Annotated in this window: 13 protein-coding genes; 12 read left to right on the top strand and 1 reads right to left on the bottom strand. The window is 68.6% G+C overall.

Going from position 1 to position 18131, the window contains the following annotated elements; all coding sequences use genetic code 11:
• Positions 1–53: 53 nt before the first annotated feature.
• The 3 genes from rpoB (at position 54) to CI089_RS04945 (ending at position 8139) form a co-directional block, all read left to right on the top strand.
• Positions 54–3548, top strand: coding sequence for a DNA-directed RNA polymerase subunit beta (gene rpoB, locus CI089_RS04955; RefSeq protein ID WP_023954011.1), 3495 nt, complete (start codon positions 54–56; stop codon positions 3546–3548).
• 41 nt (positions 3549–3589) lie between these two features.
• Entirely contained in the window at positions 3590–7462 is a 3873-nt protein-coding gene (gene rpoC, locus CI089_RS04950) for a DNA-directed RNA polymerase subunit beta' (RefSeq protein ID WP_023954013.1), read from the top strand.
• Between the two features lie 95 nt (positions 7463–7557).
• The gene (locus CI089_RS04945; protein WP_094260504.1) at positions 7558–8139 is read left to right on the top strand and encodes a hypothetical protein; all 582 of its coding nucleotides are present in this window, start codon (positions 7558–7560) and stop codon (positions 8137–8139) included.
• A 31-nt stretch (positions 8140–8170) separates the two neighbouring features.
• Here CI089_RS04945 and CI089_RS04940 read toward each other — a convergent pair whose 3' ends face one another.
• Positions 8171–8818, bottom strand: coding sequence for a hypothetical protein (locus CI089_RS04940; protein WP_094260503.1), 648 nt, complete (start codon positions 8816–8818; stop codon positions 8171–8173).
• A 129-nt stretch (positions 8819–8947) separates the two neighbouring features.
• Here CI089_RS04940 and CI089_RS04935 point away from each other — a divergent pair, with 129 nt between their 5' ends.
• The 9 genes from CI089_RS04935 (at position 8948) to CI089_RS04895 (ending at position 18031) form a co-directional block, all read left to right on the top strand.
• Entirely contained in the window at positions 8948–10054 is a 1107-nt protein-coding gene (locus CI089_RS04935; protein WP_094260502.1) for a hypothetical protein, read from the top strand.
• Entirely contained in the window at positions 10054–10527 is a 474-nt protein-coding gene (locus CI089_RS04930; protein ID WP_094260501.1) for a hypothetical protein, read from the top strand. The genes CI089_RS04935 and CI089_RS04930 overlap by 1 nt, the downstream gene beginning before the upstream one ends.
• Before the next feature lie 45 nt (positions 10528–10572).
• Positions 10573–11235, top strand: a complete 663-nt coding sequence (locus tag CI089_RS04925; protein ID WP_094260500.1) for a spermidine/putrescine ABC transporter substrate-binding protein — start codon at positions 10573–10575, stop codon at positions 11233–11235.
• 40 nt (positions 11236–11275) lie between these two features.
• On the top strand, positions 11276–13048 hold the full coding sequence (locus tag CI089_RS04920; RefSeq protein WP_094261242.1) for a DUF5684 domain-containing protein: 1773 nt from the start codon (positions 11276–11278) through the stop codon (positions 13046–13048).
• A gap of 261 nt (positions 13049–13309) precedes the next feature.
• The gene (gene rpsL, locus CI089_RS04915) at positions 13310–13678 is read left to right on the top strand and encodes a 30S ribosomal protein S12 (protein ID WP_005050525.1); all 369 of its coding nucleotides are present in this window, start codon (positions 13310–13312) and stop codon (positions 13676–13678) included.
• A gap of 5 nt (positions 13679–13683) precedes the next feature.
• Positions 13684–14154, top strand: a complete 471-nt coding sequence (gene rpsG, locus CI089_RS04910; RefSeq protein ID WP_023954027.1) for a 30S ribosomal protein S7 — start codon at positions 13684–13686, stop codon at positions 14152–14154.
• A gap of 69 nt (positions 14155–14223) precedes the next feature.
• Complete coding sequence (fusA, locus tag CI089_RS04905) at positions 14224–16338, top strand: elongation factor G (protein WP_064955471.1); 2115 nt, start codon at positions 14224–14226, stop codon at positions 16336–16338.
• Positions 16339–16482: 144 nt separating this feature from the next.
• Entirely contained in the window at positions 16483–17676 is a 1194-nt protein-coding gene (gene tuf, locus CI089_RS04900) for an elongation factor Tu (RefSeq protein ID WP_023954029.1), read from the top strand.
• Between the two features lie 139 nt (positions 17677–17815).
• Complete coding sequence (locus CI089_RS04895) at positions 17816–18031, top strand: Rv0909 family putative TA system antitoxin (RefSeq protein ID WP_094260499.1); 216 nt, start codon at positions 17816–17818, stop codon at positions 18029–18031.
• Positions 18032–18131: the final 100 nt, after the last annotated feature.

Here is an 18131-nt window from a genome sequence, read left to right as displayed (position 1 = left end):
ACTCCACCTGACGACAAGGAACCGGCCCCACCCGGGCCACGGAGGTAATCCCCTTGGCTGCTGCGAGCAACGCATCCACCACCACCCCCAAGAACGGTCGCGGCGCTTCCCGCCTCTCGTTCGCGAAGATCTCCGACAAGCTGACGGTCCCCGACCTGCTGGCGCTGCAGACGGAGTCTTTCGACTGGCTCGTCGGCAACGACGCCTGGAAGGCCCGCCTCGCCGAGGCGCAGGCCGCCGGCCGCACCGACGTCGCCCTCCAGAGCGGCCTCGAGGAGATCTTCGAGGAGATCTCGCCCATCGAGGACCTCGGCGAGACGATGCAGCTGTCGTTCACCAACCCTTACCTCGAGCCCGAGAAGTACTCCATCGAGGAGTGCAAGGAGCGCGGCAAGACCTACGCGGCCCCGCTCTACGTCGAGGCCGAGTTCATGAACCACCTCACCGGTGAGATCAAGACCCAGACGGTCTTCATGGGCGACTTCCCGCTCCAGACCGGCAAGGGCACCTTCATCATCAACGGCACCGAGCGCGTCGTCGTGTCGCAGCTCGTGCGTTCGCCCGGTGTCTACTTCGACAAGACGCCCGACAAGACCTCCGACAAGGACATCGTCTCGGCGCGCGTCATCCCCTCGCGCGGTGCGTGGCTCGAGTTCGAGATCGACAAGCGCGACCAGGTCGGCGTCCGCATCGACCGCAAGCGCAAGCAGTCGGTCACCGTCTTCCTCAAGGCCCTGGGCCTGACCAGCGAAGACATCATGGCCGAGTTCGCCGGGTACGACTCGATCGAGGAGACCCTCGCGAAGGACACGATCCTCACCAAGGAGGACGCGCTCCGCGACATCTACCGCAAGCTCCGTCCGGGCGAGCAGGTCGCCGCCGAGGCAGCCCGCGCGCTCCTCGACAACTTCTACTTCAACGCCAAGCGCTACGACCTCGCCAAGGTCGGCCGCTACAAGATCAACCAGAAGCTGGGTCTCGACACCCCGATCGAGGAGTCGGTGCTCACCGTCGCCGACATCGTCGCGACCATCAAGTACCTGGTTCGCCTGCACCGCGGCGACGCCACCTTCGAGGGCGTCCGCGACGGCAAGCCCGCCGAGATCCGCCTCGACACCGACGACATCGACAACTTCGGCAACCGTCGTATCCGCGCCGTCGGCGAGCTCATCCAGAACCAGGTCCGCACGGGTCTGTCGCGCATGGAGCGCGTCGTCCGCGAGCGCATGACCACGCAGGACATCGAGGCGATCACGCCGCAGACCCTGATCAACGTGCGCCCCGTCGTCGCCGCGATCAAGGAGTTCTTCGGAACCTCGCAGCTGTCGCAGTTCATGGACCAGAACAACCCGCTCGCAGGTCTGACCCACAAGCGCCGCCTGTCGGCGCTCGGCCCCGGCGGTCTGTCGCGTGAGCGCGCCGGCGTCGAGGTCCGCGACGTCCACCCCTCGCACTACGGCCGCATGTGCCCGATCGAGACGCCGGAAGGCCCGAACATCGGTCTGATCGGCTCGCTCGCCTCGTTCGCGCGCATCAACGCGTTCGGCTTCATCGAGACCCCGTACCGTCGCGTCGTCGACGGCAAGGTCACCGACGAGATCGACTACCTCACCGCCAGCGAGGAGAACGACTACGTCGTCGCGCAGGCCGGTGTCGAGCTCAACAAGGACGGCTCGTTCGTGGCCGACCGCGTCCTCGCCCGTCGCGGCAAGGGCGGCGAGGTCGACCTCTTCCCGAACGAGGAGATCGGCTACATGGACGTCTCGCCGCGCCAGATGGTGTCGGTGGCGACCTCGCTCATCCCCTTCCTCGAGCACGACGACGCGAACCGCGCCCTCATGGGTGCGAACATGCAGCGTCAGGCCGTGCCGCTGCTGCGCAGCGACTCGCCGCTGGTCGGAACCGGTATGGAGGGCTACGCCGCGATCGACGCCGGCGACGTCATCACCGCGCAGAAGGCCGGTGTCGTCTCCGAGGTCTCGGCCGACGTCGTCACGGTGCAGCTCGACGAGGGCGGCACGCAGGACTACTTCCTCCGCAAGTTCGACCGTTCGAACCAGGGCACGTCGTACAACCAGCGCGTCGTGGTCTCGGCCGGTGAGCGTGTCGAGGTCGGCGAGGTCATCGCCGACGGTCCCGCCACGGAGAACGGCGAGCTCGCGCTCGGCAAGAACCTCCTCGTCGCGTTCATGACGTGGGAGGGCCACAACTTCGAGGACGCGATCATCCTCAGCCAGGAGCTCGTGAAGAACGACACGCTCTCCTCGATCCACATCGAGGAGTACGAGGTCGACGCCCGCGACACCAAGCTCGGCAAGGAGGAGATCACCCGTGACCTCCCCAACGTCGCGCCCGACCTGCTGAAGGACCTCGACGAGCGCGGCATCATCCGCATCGGCGCCGAGGTCCGCCCCGGCGACATCCTCGTCGGCAAGGTCACGCCCAAGGGCGAGACCGAGCTGTCGGCCGAGGAGCGCCTGCTCCGCGCGATCTTCAACGAGAAGAGCCGCGAGGTCCGCGACACGTCGCTGAAGGTGCCTCACGGTGAGCAGGGCACGATCATCGCGGTCAAGGAGTTCAACGCCGAGGACGGCGACGACGAGCTCGGCTCGGGCGTCAACCGCCGCGTCGTGGTCTACATCGCCCAGAAGCGCAAGATCACCGAGGGCGACAAGCTCGCCGGACGCCACGGCAACAAGGGTGTCATCGCGAAGATCCTCCCCGTCGAGGACATGCCCTTCCTCGCCGACGGCACGCCGGTCGACGTCGTGCTGAACCCGCTCGGAATCCCGGGTCGAATGAACTTCGGCCAGGTCCTCGAGCTGCACCTCGGCTGGATCGCCGCGCAGGGCTGGAAGGTCGAGGGCAACCCCGAGTGGGCCGAGCGCCTGCCCGAGATCGCCCGCGAGGCCGCTCCCGGCACGAAGGTCGCGACCCCCGTGTTCGACGGCGCCTTCGAGTCTGAGATCGCCGGGCTCCTCGACTCGACGAACCTCACCCGCGACGGTGAGCGTCTCATCGACTCCTCGGGCAAGACGAAGCTGTTCGACGGTCGCTCCGGCGAGCCGTTCCCGGCTCCGATCTCGGTCGGCTACATGTACATCCTGAAGCTCCACCACCTCGTCGACGACAAGATCCACGCGCGCTCGACGGGCCCGTACTCGATGATCACCCAGCAGCCGCTCGGTGGTAAGGCGCAGTTCGGTGGCCAGCGCTTCGGTGAGATGGAGGTGTGGGCCCTCGAGGCCTACGGCGCCGCGTACGCCCTCCAGGAGCTCCTGACGATCAAGTCCGACGACATCGTCGGTCGCGTGAAGGTCTACGAGGCCATCGTCAAGGGCGAGAACATCCAGGAGCCCGGCATCCCCGAGTCGTTCAAGGTGCTCATGAAGGAGATGCAGTCGCTCTGCCTGAACGTCGAGGTCCTCTCGGCCGACGGCACCGAGGTCAACCTCCGCGACACCGATGACGAGGCCTTCCGCGCAGCGGAGGAGCTCGGCATCAACATCTCCAGCCGCTTCGAGTCCTCGTCGATCGACGAGATCTGATCCGGCCAGGCAACGAACAGAATTCCGACACAGGAGAATCAGTGCTCGAGTCACACACCTTCGATCAGCTTCGCATCGGCCTGGCCACTGCTGACGACATCCGTCGTTGGTCCTTCGGCGAGGTCAAGAAGCCCGAAACCATCAACTACCGCACGCTCAAGCCCGAGAAGGACGGCCTCTTCGGCGAGCAGATCTTCGGCCCCTCCCGCGACTGGGAGTGCGCCTGCGGAAAGTACAAGCGCGTCCGCTTCAAGGGCATCGTCTGCGAGCGCTGCGGCGTCGAGGTCACCAAGTCCTCGGTCCGTCGTGAGCGCATGGGCCACATCGAGCTCGCCGCTCCGGTGACCCACATCTGGTACTTCAAGGGCGTACCCTCGCGCCTCGGGTACCTGCTCGACATGGCGCCGAAGGACCTCGAGAAGGTCATCTACTTCGCCGCGTACATGGTCATCTCGGTCGATGAGGATGCGCGTCACCGCGACCTCCCCACGCACGAGAACAACCTCCGCCTCGAGATCAAGAACCTCGGCGACCGCCGTGACGCCCGCGTGGCGTCGCGTCTGGCCAAGCTGGAGGAGGAGCTCGCGACCCTCGAGGCCGACGGCGCCAAGGCCGACCAGAAGAAGAAGGCCAAGGACTCCGCCGAGAAGGACATGGCGACGGTCCGCAAGAACTTCGACGAGCAGATCTCGCGCCTCGAGCGGGTGTGGGAGGAGTTCCGCTCGCTCGAGGTCGGCCAGCTCAAGCAGGAGGACGACGTCTTCCACGAGCTGCAGGACCGCTTCGGTCAGTACTTCGAGGCCTACATGGGCGCCGAGGGCATCCAGCGCCGCCTCGCGTCGTTCGACCTGGCCGCCGAGGCCGACTCGCTGCACCTGCAGATCTCCGAGGGCAAGGGCCAGCGCAAGATCCGTGCGATCAAGCGCCTGAAGGTCGTCAACTCGTTCCTGCAGACCGGCATGTCGCCGGCCTCGATGGTGCTCGACGTCGTCCCGGTGATCCCGCCGGAGCTTCGTCCGATGGTCCAGCTCGACGGTGGCCGCTTCGCGACCTCCGACCTCAACGACCTGTACCGCCGCGTGATCAACCGCAACAACCGTCTGCGTCGTCTGATCGACCTCGGGGCTCCCGAGATCATCGTCAACAACGAGAAGCGGATGCTGCAGGAGGCCGTCGACGCGCTGTTCGACAACGGCCGTCGCGGTCGCCCCGTCACCGGTACCGGCAACCGGGCGCTGAAGTCCCTGTCCGACATGCTCAAGGGAAAGCAGGGACGTTTCCGTCAGAACCTGCTCGGAAAGCGCGTCGACTACTCGGGTCGTTCGGTCATCATCGTCGGACCCCAGCTGAAGCTGCACCAGTGCGGTCTGCCCAAGCAGATGGCTCTCGAGCTCTTCAAGCCGTTCGTCATCAAGCGCCTGATCGACCTCGGTCACTCGCAGAACATCAAGGCGGCCAAGCGCGCCGTCGAGCGCACGCGTCCCGAGGTCTGGGATGTGCTCGAGGAGATCATCCGCGAGCGCCCCGTGCTGCTCAACCGTGCACCCACCCTGCACCGCCTGGGCATCCAGGCCTTCGAGCCCCAGCTCGTCGAGGGCAAGGCGATCCAGCTGCACCCGCTCGTGTGCGCCGCGTTCAACGCGGACTTCGACGGTGACCAGATGGCCGTCCACCTGCCGCTCTCGGTCGAGGCTCAGGCCGAGGCCCGCATCCTGATGCTCGCGTCGAACAACATCCTCAAGCCCTCGGACGGCCGTCCGGTCACCCTGCCCTCGCAGGACATGATCATCGGTCTGCACCACCTGACCACGGTCATCGAGGGTGCCAAGGGCGAGGGCCGCGTGTTCGGCTCGGTCGGCGAGGCGATCCTGGCGAAGGACGAGGGCACCCTCGACCTGCAGGCCAAGGTCCGCATCCGCATCCCCGGTCTCGCGTTCCTCGAGGGCGACGCCCCCGAGGGCTACGAGCGCCACGGTCTGGTCGACGCTTCGCTCGGACAGGCGATCTTCAACGACACCCTGCCCAAGGGCTACCCGTTCGTCCGCGAGCAGGCCGACAAGGGCAAGCTGTCGCAGATCGTCAACAAGCTGGCCGAGGAGTACCCGAAGACCGAGGTCGCGGCATCCCTCGACCGGATCAAGGACGCCGGCTTCCACTGGGCGACCCGTTCGGGCGTCACCGTGGCGCTCAGCGACGTCCTGACGCCGCCGAACAAGGCCGAGATCATCTCGAAGTACGAGAAGCTCGCGTCGAAGGTCCAGGGCCAGTTCGAGAAGGGTCTCGTGACCGACGCCGAGCGTCGCCAGGAGCAGATCAAGATCTGGACCGAGGCGACCGACGAGGTCCAGGCCGCCATGAAGGCGAACTTCCCCGCCGAGAACACCATCAACCGCATGGTCTCGTCGGGCGCCCGTGGTAACTGGCTGCAGATCCGTAACATCGCCGGTATCCGAGGCCTGGTCAACAACACCAAGGGTGAGATCATGCCGCGTCCGATCATCTCCTCGTACCGCGAGGGGCTGTCGGTGGCGGAGTACTTCACCGCGACGCACGGTGCCCGTAAGGGTCTGGCCGACACGGCCCTGCGTACCGCCGACTCGGGTTACCTGACCCGTCGTCTGGTGGACGTCTCGCAGGACGTCATCATCCGCGAGGACGACTGCGGCACCTCGAAGGGCCTCGAGCTCCCGATCGCCGCAGCCGGTGCCGACGGCGCCCTCATCAAGGACGCGAACGTCGAGAACTCGGTGTTCGCGCGTACCCTGGCGGCCGACGCCGTCTCGCCCTCGGGCGAGGTGCTGGCCGCGGCCGGCGACGACGTGGGCGACGTGCTGATCAACAAGCTCGTCGAGGGCGGGGTGACCTCCATCAAGGTCCGCTCGGTCCTGACCTGCGACTCCGCCGTCGGCGTCTGCGCGAAGTGCTACGGCCGTTCGCTGGCCACCGGCAAGATCGTCGACATCGGCGAGGCGGTCGGCATCATCGCCGCCCAGTCGATCGGTGAGCCCGGTACCCAGCTGACGATGCGTACCTTCCACACCGGTGGTTCGGCTTCGGCCGACGACATCACGCAGGGTCTGCCCCGCGTGCAGGAGCTCTTCGAGGCCCGTACCCCCAAGGGTGCGTCCCCGATCTCCGAGGTCACCGGCCGCGTGACGATCGACGAGACCGAGAAGTCGAAGAAGATCATCATCACGCCCGACAACGGCGACGAGCCCGTGGTCTACCCGGTCCTCAAGCGTGCGACCCTCCTCGTCGAGGACGGCCAGCACGTCGAGGTCGGCGACCCGCTTCAGGTCGGCACGCTCGACCCGAAGGACATCATGCGCGTGCAGGGTGCCCGCGAGGTGCAGAAGTACCTCGTCGGCGGCGTGCAGGGCGTCTACCGCTCGCAGGGTGTGCCGATCCATGACAAGCACATCGAGGTCATCGTCCGTCAGATGCTGCGGAAGGTCACCGTGGTCGACCACGGCGACACGACGCTGCTGCCGGGTGAGCTGGTGGACTTCAAGCGCTACCAGCAGATCAACCGCGAGGCGGTCGGCGAGGGCAAGCGCCCCGCGTCGGGTCGTCCCGAGCTGATGGGTATCACGAAGGCGTCGCTCGCGACGGAGTCGTGGCTGTCGGCCGCATCGTTCCAGGAGACCACCCGCGTCCTCACGCAGGCGGCCATGGAGGGCAAGAGCGACCCGCTCGTCGGCCTCAAGGAGAACGTCATCATCGGAAAGCTCATCCCCGCCGGAACGGGCCTTGCGAAGTACCGCAACGTGGCCGTCGAGGCGACGGAGGAGGCGAAGAGCGAGCGGTACCCCAACCGCATCTTCGCGTCGGACGGCGCATACAGCGACGCCGACCTGAGCTACGTCGACTTCGACAGCTTCTCCACCGACGGCGACTTCACCAGCTACAACTGATCGATCGCTGATCCCACGAAGGGCCCCGGGCATGTCCCGGGGCCCTTCGTCGTGTCGGTCGGTCCGAGTCGTCGCCACCGGATTAGCGTGGAGAGGTGGCACGCATCGGGGGTCGGAACGTCGTCTTCGCCTGGATCGTCGGCGTCATCTGCGCCGGCGTGATCGGCGCGCTCGCGGTGTTGACGGTCCCGCTGGTCACGACGGGGATGGGGCTCCTCGGCGGAAGCGCCGGTGCCGGTGGGGCGGCCGCGGCCGACGGGCCCCAGGAGTGCCGTGACCTGTACCCCGAGGCGCTGTGGGTGACCCTGCAGTACTCACCCGGCGCGCAGCTCGAGCAGACCTCGGACGCCCCCGCCTCGACGGCGGTCGCCCTCGTGGAGGCCCTCGCCCCCCAGGTGCGTTTCACGTGCGTCTGGACCTCGGACGCCGGCTCGATCTCGACCACCGTCGGGTCGGTGGGAACGGATGCCGGTTCGATCGCGGCATCCGCTCTGCCCGCTCTGGGATTCACGTGCGACGAGAGCGGCGTGCGAACCCTTTGTTCGCGCACCGACGGCGAACTCGTCGAGACGATCGAGGCGGGGGAGGGGCACTGGGTCTCGACGTCGCAGTCGGCCTGGCATCCCGAGCAGTACGCGAGCCGCGTGGGCAACGCGGTCTTCGCCGCGGACGACTGATCCGGCGCGAGCACCGCGGCCGAGCAACACCTCAGGGAGCGGGGGTGGCGGCCCCCGCGGGCCACAGCGACGCGATGATCCCGGTCGTGTAGCCCTCGGGCGCGAGGTGCGAGAACTGCGTGTCGATCAGCACGCCGTCGCGGAAGAACAGCGTCCGCCCGTCGGTCACGGGGTAACGCGCGTTCTGCCAGGTCTTCTCGCAGCGCACGCCCCCGGCCGGTTCGTAACAGGTGAACCCGATGCCGGTGAGCTCGTTGAAGAAGTCGATCACGGGATTGCGCTCGGCGTAGGCGATCGTGGTCTCGATCTTCGCGGTGTCGGCGGCGGGGTCGGCCCAGACGCAGCGCAGCGATCCGTCTGGCCGGGTACCGCTCTCGCCGAAGCTCGGGTCGTTCAGGGGCACGGCAGTGAGCGCGGCCCGGGCGGGGGCTCCGAGGATGCCGGCGCAGTCGCGCGGCAGCACCGTGGTCGACACGACCGAGCCGGATGCCGCCGGCGGCGGTCCGCCCGCTTCGGCGGAAACGGTCATCGCGGGGGTCGGGGCCGGGGCGTCGCTCGGCGCAGTCGCTTCCGGCGTCGCGGCCGCGCCGGTGCCGGGCTCGGGGGCGCAGCCCGCGAGCAGCGCGACCGCGACGAGCAGGGCGGCGGGCGCGAGGCGGGGGAGGGCGCGCGAGGTCATGGGACGACGATACGTCCGGCCGCCCGGACGGGTGCGCAGACACGTCGGCACGCCTCCCCGGCGCGCCCGCATCGCCGGGATATCCTCGCCTCTGCGGCGGCACCGGCCACCGCGTGAGGAGCACATCGCATGAGCGACCCCAAGTACGGCGAGCCGGTCGACGAGCCGAAGCCGGTGGACGACGTCGTGGGCAGCGCCCGGGCAGGGCTCGCCGACGCCGAGGCGTCGCGCGATGCGGTCTCGGCCGATGACTGGGATGCCGCCTACGCCGGCTCCGGGACTCTGCCCGAGCGGTCCGCGAGCGCCGACGACGCAGAACGACCCGCGGCCGATCGCACGACCTCCGACGCCGATGCCGCCCGGCTCGACGCCGCCGCGCGCGACGAGCGCACCGACACCGTCGGCTCGTCCGCGACCTCCGACAGCTGGAACTCGCCGAGCGAGTGGGACACCCCGCGCGACGGCGACACGACCCCCGCGGATCGCGATGCCGATGCTGCCGCGGCCGGCACCACGGCCGCCGGCACCACGGCCGCCGGTGGCGCCGCGGGCGCAGCCGCCAGCGACACCGCGACGCGGGCCTACCGTGCCGACGACGCCGAGCGCACGAGCACGGTGAGCGCGAGCGAGCCCGTCGCCGAGACCCCGGCGGCTGCAGCTCCGAGCCCGCAGCCGATCTTCGTGCAGGCGCCCGAGGCGCCGACGCCGCGCGGCAACCGCGGCGCGGCCGGGGCCATCGGCCTCCTCGCCGCCATCGCCTTCGCCCTGATCTACCTCGGAGCGGCGCTGGGTATCGACGCCGTCCGCGGCGAGGTCACGACCGCGAACATCGGCGAGCAGGCTCTCGCGGCCGCCACCTCCTGGTGGCTCTGGGTTCCCGTCGTCGTGTTCTTCCTGGCGTTCTGGATCCTGGGCGCCTTCATCAACCGCGGCCGCTGGGGCCTCTGGGTCCTGCTCGGCCTCCTGGTGGGTCTGGCGTCCTATGCCGGACACATCGCGGGACAGCTCTTCCAGGCGCCCTTCTGGACGATCGCGCCGAGCCAGGCGCTCACGATCGTGGGTGAGCAGGCCTTCGCTCCGCTGGCGCTCGTCGCACTGGTCGCCGGCCGCGAGCTGACGATCTGGTTCGGCGCCTGGGTCGCCGCCCGCGGTCGTCGGGTCACCGAGCTCAACGCCGAGGCGCAGCGCGAGTACGAGCGCACGCTCGAGGCGGGACCGCAGCTGCACCGCTACTGATGACCACTGCCTCCGGCGGAATGCGCCCCGGGCTCGCCACCGCTTTCGCGGTCGTGGGCTTCGGGGCGCTCGCCATCTGCGGCTTGGGCATCCTGAGCCTGGTGACCGGTCAGGACGTCGTCGCGGTCCGCGGGCTCGGGCCGATCCCCGGCGCCGTCGGCTTCGCCGCAGCCGTCGTCGCGATCGCGCTCACGCTGACCGTCGCGCTGCGGGCGCCGCATCCGTCGTATGCCATCTCCGTCCTCACGGGGGTCATCGCGCTGCTGTCGTACCTCGCGGGCCTGGTCGCGTCCGCGCTGGTCGTGGGGGTCGACCCGGCTCGTGCCCTCGCCGCCGCCGGCGGGTTCGCGGTGTCGTGGTTCGGGATGCTGCTCGTCGCCGCGGCGGCCATATCGGGATGGTCGGCCGTCGCGCTGGTGCGGACGCGGGCGACGCCGCCGCGGTGGGCCTGGGAACGCGACGAGGACGAATGACGCGAAATCCCCGCGCCACCGGCCGGGATCGGCGACAATAGCCCCGTGGAGCGGTCGCTCGAGACCCAGGTCAGCCAGGCGGTGGATGCCTGGCTGCGCTGGCTGCCGCGCTGGCAGCCGGCGACCCACCGAGGGCGGGTCGCTCCCTGTCGTCGATGCATCGGCTCGCCCGTCCTGTCTGCGGTGGGACTCGGATCGGACGTGCCGCATGGCGTGCAGCACGGCCTGTCGACGCGGATGAAGGCGATTGTGGATGCCGCCGTCGCCGAGTACACCTCGCGGAACCTGCCGATGCTGCAGGCCGAGCTCGACCAGCAGGCCGCGCGCAACCGGGCACGGAGCTACCGTCCCGCCGAGGGGCTCGAGCCCGAGTTCGAGGGGTTGCCCCTCGACCCCGAGCCGGTGGCCGGGGCGCCTTTCCTGTTCACGATCTCGGGGCTCGCGCAGGAATCCGACGACGCCGTGCCCGAGCTCCCGCCGCTCAGCAGCGAGGCGAAGGCCGCCCTGCGTCAGGAGGTCGGTCTCGCCGACGACTACGCCAACATGATCGGGCGCGAGGTCTGCGCCGTGCTCCTGCACCACCGGCTGCGCGTGCAGGCGGCCGTGGCGCAGCACGTCGAACCGCAGATCGAGGCCATGCTCGCCGAGCTCACCCGATCGCTCGACGCCCCCTTCGAACCCGGTGCCGAACGCGGAGGCGACTCGTGACGACGGTGACCGGCCCGCGCGGGCTCTATCGTGGGATGCGATGACCACCTCCGGCAACGAATCGCTCCTCATCCTCCTCGTCGTGCTCTCGACGGTGCTGGGTGCGGTCCTGTACGTCTGGACGGCGCTGGCGCTGGCCGGCCTGTTCCGCAAGACCGACGAGGAGCCGTGGCAGGGATGGGTGCCCGTGCTGAACATCGCGGTCGTGCTGCGCATCGCCGGTTTCAGCCCGTGGCTCGTCCTCATCGGTCTCGTCCCCGTCGCCGGCCCGGTCGTGGTCTACGTGCTGCTGGTGATGGCCGCGCACCGCATCGGTCGCGGCTTCGGCGTCGGCCCCGGTATGACGGTGCTGGCCGCCCTGCTCTTCGTCGTGTGGGCGAGCATCCTGGGGCTGGGGCCCGCGCGCTGGCGAGAGGAGCGCACCGCCGAGGTGGCGCCCCCGCCGTGGGTCTTCACACCGCCGCTGTCCGACTCCGATCAGCAGGACGACCCGGTTCTCGGAGTGCGGCGCACCCCGGAACCCGCGGCGCCCCCGACCCTGGCCACCCCGACGCTGTCCGCGCGCCACTTCAGCCCCGAACCGCTCGCCGCCAGCGGTGAAGCCGCTCCCGAACGCGAGCCGGAGCCGACCGACCTGCAGCCCTCGCCGTGGGCCCCGCCGTCGCCGTTCGCCCCCACTGAGGCGCCTGCCGCCGGCGCGCCTGCCGCTGCCGCGCCCGCCGCGGACGAGTCTGCCGCCCACGAGCGCGCCACGCACGACGCCGGCCTGTCTGCCGCCGCGGCATCAGACGCTCCGGCGCCGGCATCCGTCGCCGCCGATGCCGACCCCGTCGCCGCGCTCTTCGCCCCGGCCGCCGAGCAGGCCGCACCCGCGCCCGCGGCGGCTGCTGAGACCGCGCCGCTGGCCGAGCCGGTCGCGCCGGCCGCGCCCTCGGCGATCTCGTCGCAGCCGCAGGCGCCGGCGCCTGCGCAGCCCGAGGCCCGGCCGGCGTTCTCCGAGCCAGCGCCGCGCGAAGCGCGCGAGCCGATCCTCCGCGACCCCGCGCCGGCCGCGGAGACCCGCGCGGACGCCGACAGCGCCGGAGCGGTCGAGGAGGCCGACGACGACGGCTCGGACGACGCCCGCTGGCCGTCCGAGATCGACGACGTCTCGGCGATCTCGCCGTCGCCGTTCCCCTCGCGCGCCGCATCCGATCGCCCGGGGGTCATCCCCTCGTTCGCCGACCCGGATTCCGCCGCAGGGGTGGGGGCGGGACGCCGGACGTGGGATGCCGTGCCCGCGACCCCGATCGCCCGTCGGGCCTTCGCGCGGACTCCCGACGAGTTCCCGGAGCTCTCCGACGAGGTCTCGGCCGTCGCGAGCGCGCCGGCAGCCGGCGCACCGCGGACGGCGGAGGCGGCGGTGCCCGCTCAGCTGCGCCGCGCCGAGGGGCCCGACGACGGCGAGATCGACCACACCGTCGTCGTCGCGCGGCGCCGGGTGTACTGGCAGCTCGTCCTGCCCGACGGCGAGGTCATGCCCCTCACGGGCGACGTCGCGATCGTGGGTCGTCAGCCCGCACCCGACCCCGCCTACCCGCGCGCTCAGCTCGTGGCCATCGAGGACCGCACGCGCACCGTGTCGAAGACGCACGCGCGGCTGGAGCTGCGTTCGGGTCTGTGGCACATCACCGATCTCCACTCGACCAACGGGGTCGTGCTGACCAACTTCCTCGGCACCGAGATCGAGCTCGAGCCCGGATCGGACGCCCCGGCAGGCGAGCGCTTCCTCCTCGGCGACGCGGAACTGCGCATCGAGCGCCCGGGAACCTGACGCCGATACCACCGGCACCCATCGGCGTTTGCCCGCCTCGCCGGAGAGGCGTATCATTGATCGGGTGTGCGCTCGTGCGCGCCCTGCGTCGTGCCTCGGTCCGATGGTCAGGTCGAAGCGGAGCACGCGAATCGGGATCGTTCTGCGAACAGGACGCCCCCACGGCATATCCACCCTTCGAAAACGCAGCATTCGTGACGCGCCGGTGGATCTGTGGTGAAACCACGACGCTGTCACCGTGCAGCACTACAAGGAGAGAACGTGCCAACCATTCAGCAGTTGGTTCGCAAGGGCCGCACGCCGAAGGTCACCAAGACCAAGGCGCCCGCTCTGAAGGCGAACCCCCAGCAGGCGGGTGTCTGCACCCGCGTGTACACGACCACGCCCAAGAAGCCGAACTCGGCCATGCGCAAGGTCGCTCGTGTCAAGCTCCGCAACGGCACCGAGGTCACCGCGTACATCCCCGGCGAGGGCCACAACCTGCAGGAGCACTCGCTCGTGCTCGTCCGCGGCGGTCGTGTGAAGGACCTCCCCGGTGTCCGCTACAAGATCGTCCGCGGTGCGCTCGACACCCAGGCCGTCAAGAACCGTAAGCAGGCTCGCAGCCGCTACGGCGCGAAGAAGGGTTGAGTTAGATGCCTCGTAAGGGACCCGCACCCCGCCGCGTCGTCGTCAACGACCCGGTCTACGGTGCTCCGATCGTCACGCAGCTCGTGAACAAGATCCTCGTCGACGGCAAGAAGTCGATCGCCGAGTCGATCGTCTACACCGCCCTCAAGGGTGTCGAGGCCAAGAACGGCCAGGACGCCGTCGCGACGCTGAAGAAGGCGCTCGACAACGTCCGCCCGACCCTCGAGGTCAAGAGCCGCCGCGTCGGTGGCTCGACCTACCAGGTGCCCGTCGAGGTCAAGCCGCACCGCGCGAACACGCTCGCGCTGCGCTGGCTCGTCTCGTACGCCAAGGGCCGTCGTGAGAAGACGATGACCGAGCGCCTGCAGAACGAGATCCTCGACGCCTCGAACGGCCTCGGTGCCGCGGTCAAGCGCCGCGAAGACACCCACAAGATGGCCGAGTCGAACCGCGCCTTCGCGCACTACCGCTGGTAAACAGCTTCTCGGTGCCGGCCGGGGAAACCTCCCCGGCCGGCGCTCCCGACCAAACGTAAGGAACAGCCCGTGGCACAAGAAGTGCTCACCGACCTCAACAAGGTCCGCAATATCGGCATCATGGCGCACATCGATGCCGGCAAGACGACGACGACCGAGCGCATCCTGTTCTACACGGGCGTCAACCACAAGCTCGGCGAGACGCACGACGGCGCCTCGACCACCGACTGGATGGAGCAGGAGAAGGAGCGCGGCATCACGATCACGTCTGCCGCCGTGACCTGCTTCTGGAACAAGAACCAGATCAACATCATCGACACCCCCGGCCACGTCGACTTCACGGTCGAGGTCGAGCGTTCGCTGCGCGTCCTCGACGGCGCCGTGGCGGTCTTCGACGGCAAGGAGGGCGTCGAGCCCCAGTCCGAGACCGTCTGGCGTCAGGCCGACAAGTACGACGTGCCCCGCATCTGCTTCGTCAACAAGATGGACAAGCTGGGCGCCGACTTCTACTTCACCGTCGACACGATCGTCAGCCGCCTGGGCGCCAAGCCGCTCGTGCTGCAGCTCCCGATCGGCGCCGAGAACGACTTCGTGGGCGTCATCGACCTCGTCGAGATGCGCGCACTGGTCTGGCCCGGCGACGCCAAGGGTGACGTGACCATGGGCGCCAAGTACGAGATCCAGGAGATCCCGGCAGACCTCGCCGACAAGGCCGCCGAGTACCGCCAGCGGCTCCTCGAGACCGTCGCCGAGTCCGACGACGCGCTGCTCGAGAAGTTCTTCGGCGGCGAGGAGCTTACCGTCGCCGAGATCAAGGGCGCCATCCGCAAGCTCACCGTCGCCGGCGAGCTGTACCCGGTGCTCTGCGGCTCGGCGTTCAAGAACCGCGGCGTGCAGCCCATGCTCGACGCGGTCGTCGACTTCCTCCCTTCGCCCCTCGACGTGCCCGCCATCGAGGCGCACGACCCGAAGGACGAAGAGAAGATCATCGAGCGTCACCCCGACGCCAACGACCCGTTCGCGGCGCTGGCCTTCAAGGTCGCCGTGCACCCGTTCTTCGGTCGCCTCACCTACGTCCGCGTGTACTCGGGTCACCTCGACTCGGGCGCGCAGGTCATCAACTCGACCAAGGGCAAGAAGGAGCGCATCGGGAAGATCTTCCAGATGCACGCCAACAAGGAGAACCCGGTCGACTCGCTCACCGCGGGCAACATCTACGCCGTCATCGGCCTGAAGGACACCACCACCGGTGACACCCTCGCCGACCCGGCCGAGCCCGTCGTCCTCGAGTCGATGACGTTCCCCGAGCCCGTCATCGAGGTCGCGATCGAGCCGAAGACCAAGGCCGACCAGGAGAAGCTGGGTGTCGCCATCCAGAAGCTCGCCGAAGAGGACCCGACGTTCCGCACCGAGCTCAACCCCGAGACGGGTCAGACCGTCATCAAGGGCATGGGCGAGCTGCACCTCGACATCCTCGTCGACCGCATGAAGCGCGAGTTCCGCGTCGAGGCGAACGTCGGCAAGCCGCAGGTCGCGTACCGCGAGACGATCCGCAAGGCCGTCGAGCGTCACGACTACACCCACAAGAAGCAGACCGGTGGTTCGGGTCAGTTCGCGAAGATCCAGTTCGCGATCGAGCCGCTCGAGGTCACGGCCGACAAGACGTACGAGTTCGAGAACAAGGTCACCGGTGGCCGCATCCCGCGCGAGTACATCGAGCCGACCAACCAGGGCTTCCAGGACGCGATGAACGTCGGCGTGCTCGCCGGCTACCCCATCGTGGGTGTCAAGGCGATCCTCATCGACGGCGCGTCGCACGACGTCGACTCGTCCGAGATGGCGTTCAAGATCGCCGGCTCGATGGGCTTCAAGGAGGCGCTGCGCAAGGCCAACCCGGTCATCCTCGAGCCCCTGATGGCTGTCGAGGTGCGTACGCCCGAGGAGTACATGGGCGACGTCATCGGCGACCTGAACTCGCGTCGTGGCCAGATCCAGTCGATGGAGGACGGCTCGGGCATCAAGATCGTCCGCGCACTCGTCCCGCTGTCGGAGATGTTCGGCTACATCGGCGACCTGCGCTCGAAGACCTCGGGCCGCGCGGTCTACTCGATGGAGTTCGACAGCTACTCCGAGGTCCCGCGCGCGGTGGCCGACGAGATCGTCCAGAAGAACAAGGGCGAGTAAGCCCTCGGGATGCCGGGGGCCCATGCTCCCGGCATCCACTCAAACTGAATATCGACCTCTCTACTAGAGTGAAAACATCCCCGTAGAGAACCGGTCGCAATCCAGCGCCCGGAGATCTACAACGACAGTCCTGAGGAGGACCCAGTGGCTAAGGCCAAGTTCGAGCGGACCAAGCCGCACGTCAACATCGGAACCATCGGTCACGTCGACCACGGCAAGACGACGCTCACCGCGGCGATCTCGAAGGTGCTCGCCGACAAGTACCCGTCGGCCACCAACGTGCAGCGTGACTTCGCGTCCATCGACTCGGCGCCCGAAGAGCGTCAGCGTGGTATCACGATCAACATCTCGCACGTCGAGTACGAGACCCCCAAGCGTCACTACGCTCACGTCGACGCCCCGGGTCACGCTGACTACATCAAGAACATGATCACCGGTGCCGCTCAGATGGACGGCGCGATCCTCGTGGTCGCCGCCACCGACGGCCCGATGGCTCAGACCCGCGAGCACGTCCTGCTCGCCAAGCAGGTCGGCGTTCCCTACCTGCTGGTCGCGCTCAACAAGTCGGACATGGTCGACGACGAGGAGATCCTAGAGCTCGTCGAGCTCGAGGTCCGCGAGCTCCTCTCGTCGCAGGACTTCGACGGCGACAACGCTCCCGTCGTCCGCGTCTCGGGCCTGAAGGCTCTCGAGGGCGACGAGAAGTGGGTCAACGCGATCGTCGAGCTCATGGACGCCGTCGACGAGTCGATCCCCGACCCGGTGCGTGACAAGGACAAGCCGTTCCTCATGCCCGTCGAGGACGTCTTCACGATCACCGGTCGTGGAACCGTCGTCACCGGTCGCGCCGAGCGTGGCACCCTCGCCATCAACTCCGAGGTCGAGATCGTCGGCATCCGCCCGACGCAGAAGACCACGGTCACGGGTATCGAGATGTTCCACAAGCAGCTCGACGAGGCCTGGGCCGGCGAGAACTGTGGTCTGCTCCTCCGCGGCACCAAGCGTGACGACGTCGAGCGCGGCCAGGTCGTCGTGAAGCCGGGTTCGGTTACCCCGCACACCAACTTCGAGGGCACCGCCTACATCCTCTCGAAGGAGGAGGGTGGCCGTCACAACCCCTTCTACACGAACTACCGCCCGCAGTTCTACTTCCGCACCACGGACGTCACCGGCGTCATCTCGCTGCCCGAGGGCACCGAGATGGTCATGCCCGGTGACACCACCGACATGTCGGTCGAGCTCATCCAGCCGATCGCCATGGAAGAGGGCCTCGGCTTCGCGATCCGTGAGGGTGGCCGCACCGTCGGCGCCGGCACGGTGACCAAGATCATCAAGTAAGTCTTTCGACTTCCTTCGCGACACCCCTCGGACCTTCGGGTTCGGGGGGTGTCGTCGTTCGGGCGTGTGCGCAAGCTGTTGACGCCGCGCCGACGGGCGCGCTGTCATAGCGGTACATCGACCCGACGAAAGGACGATCATGGGCGTCGACGACATCATTAACAAGGGCAAGCAGATGTTCGAGCAGAACCGAGACAAGATCGAGGAAGCGCTCAAGAGCGAGAAGGCCGAGGAGGTCAGCGACAAGTTCCTCCAGGGTGCGGCGGACGCCGTGAAGAAGGTCGTCCCCGAGCAGCACCACGGCAAGGTCGACGAGGTCCGTGACAACGTCGACAAGAACATCGGCAACCAGTAGGCCGCGCGCCGAGAACGCACCCTCCCCGCGAGAGCGCACCGTGAATGGTGCGTGGTCGCGGGGAGGGTGCGTTCTCGCGTTGACGGTGGGGATTCCTCCC

It is taken from the genome of Microbacterium sp. Yaish 1, from assembly GCF_002245215.1.
Lineage (GTDB): Bacteria > Actinomycetota > Actinomycetes > Actinomycetales > Microbacteriaceae > Microbacterium.
The sequence above is the reverse complement of the archived record's forward strand: the minus strand, read 5'-3'. Positions and strand labels throughout refer to the sequence as shown.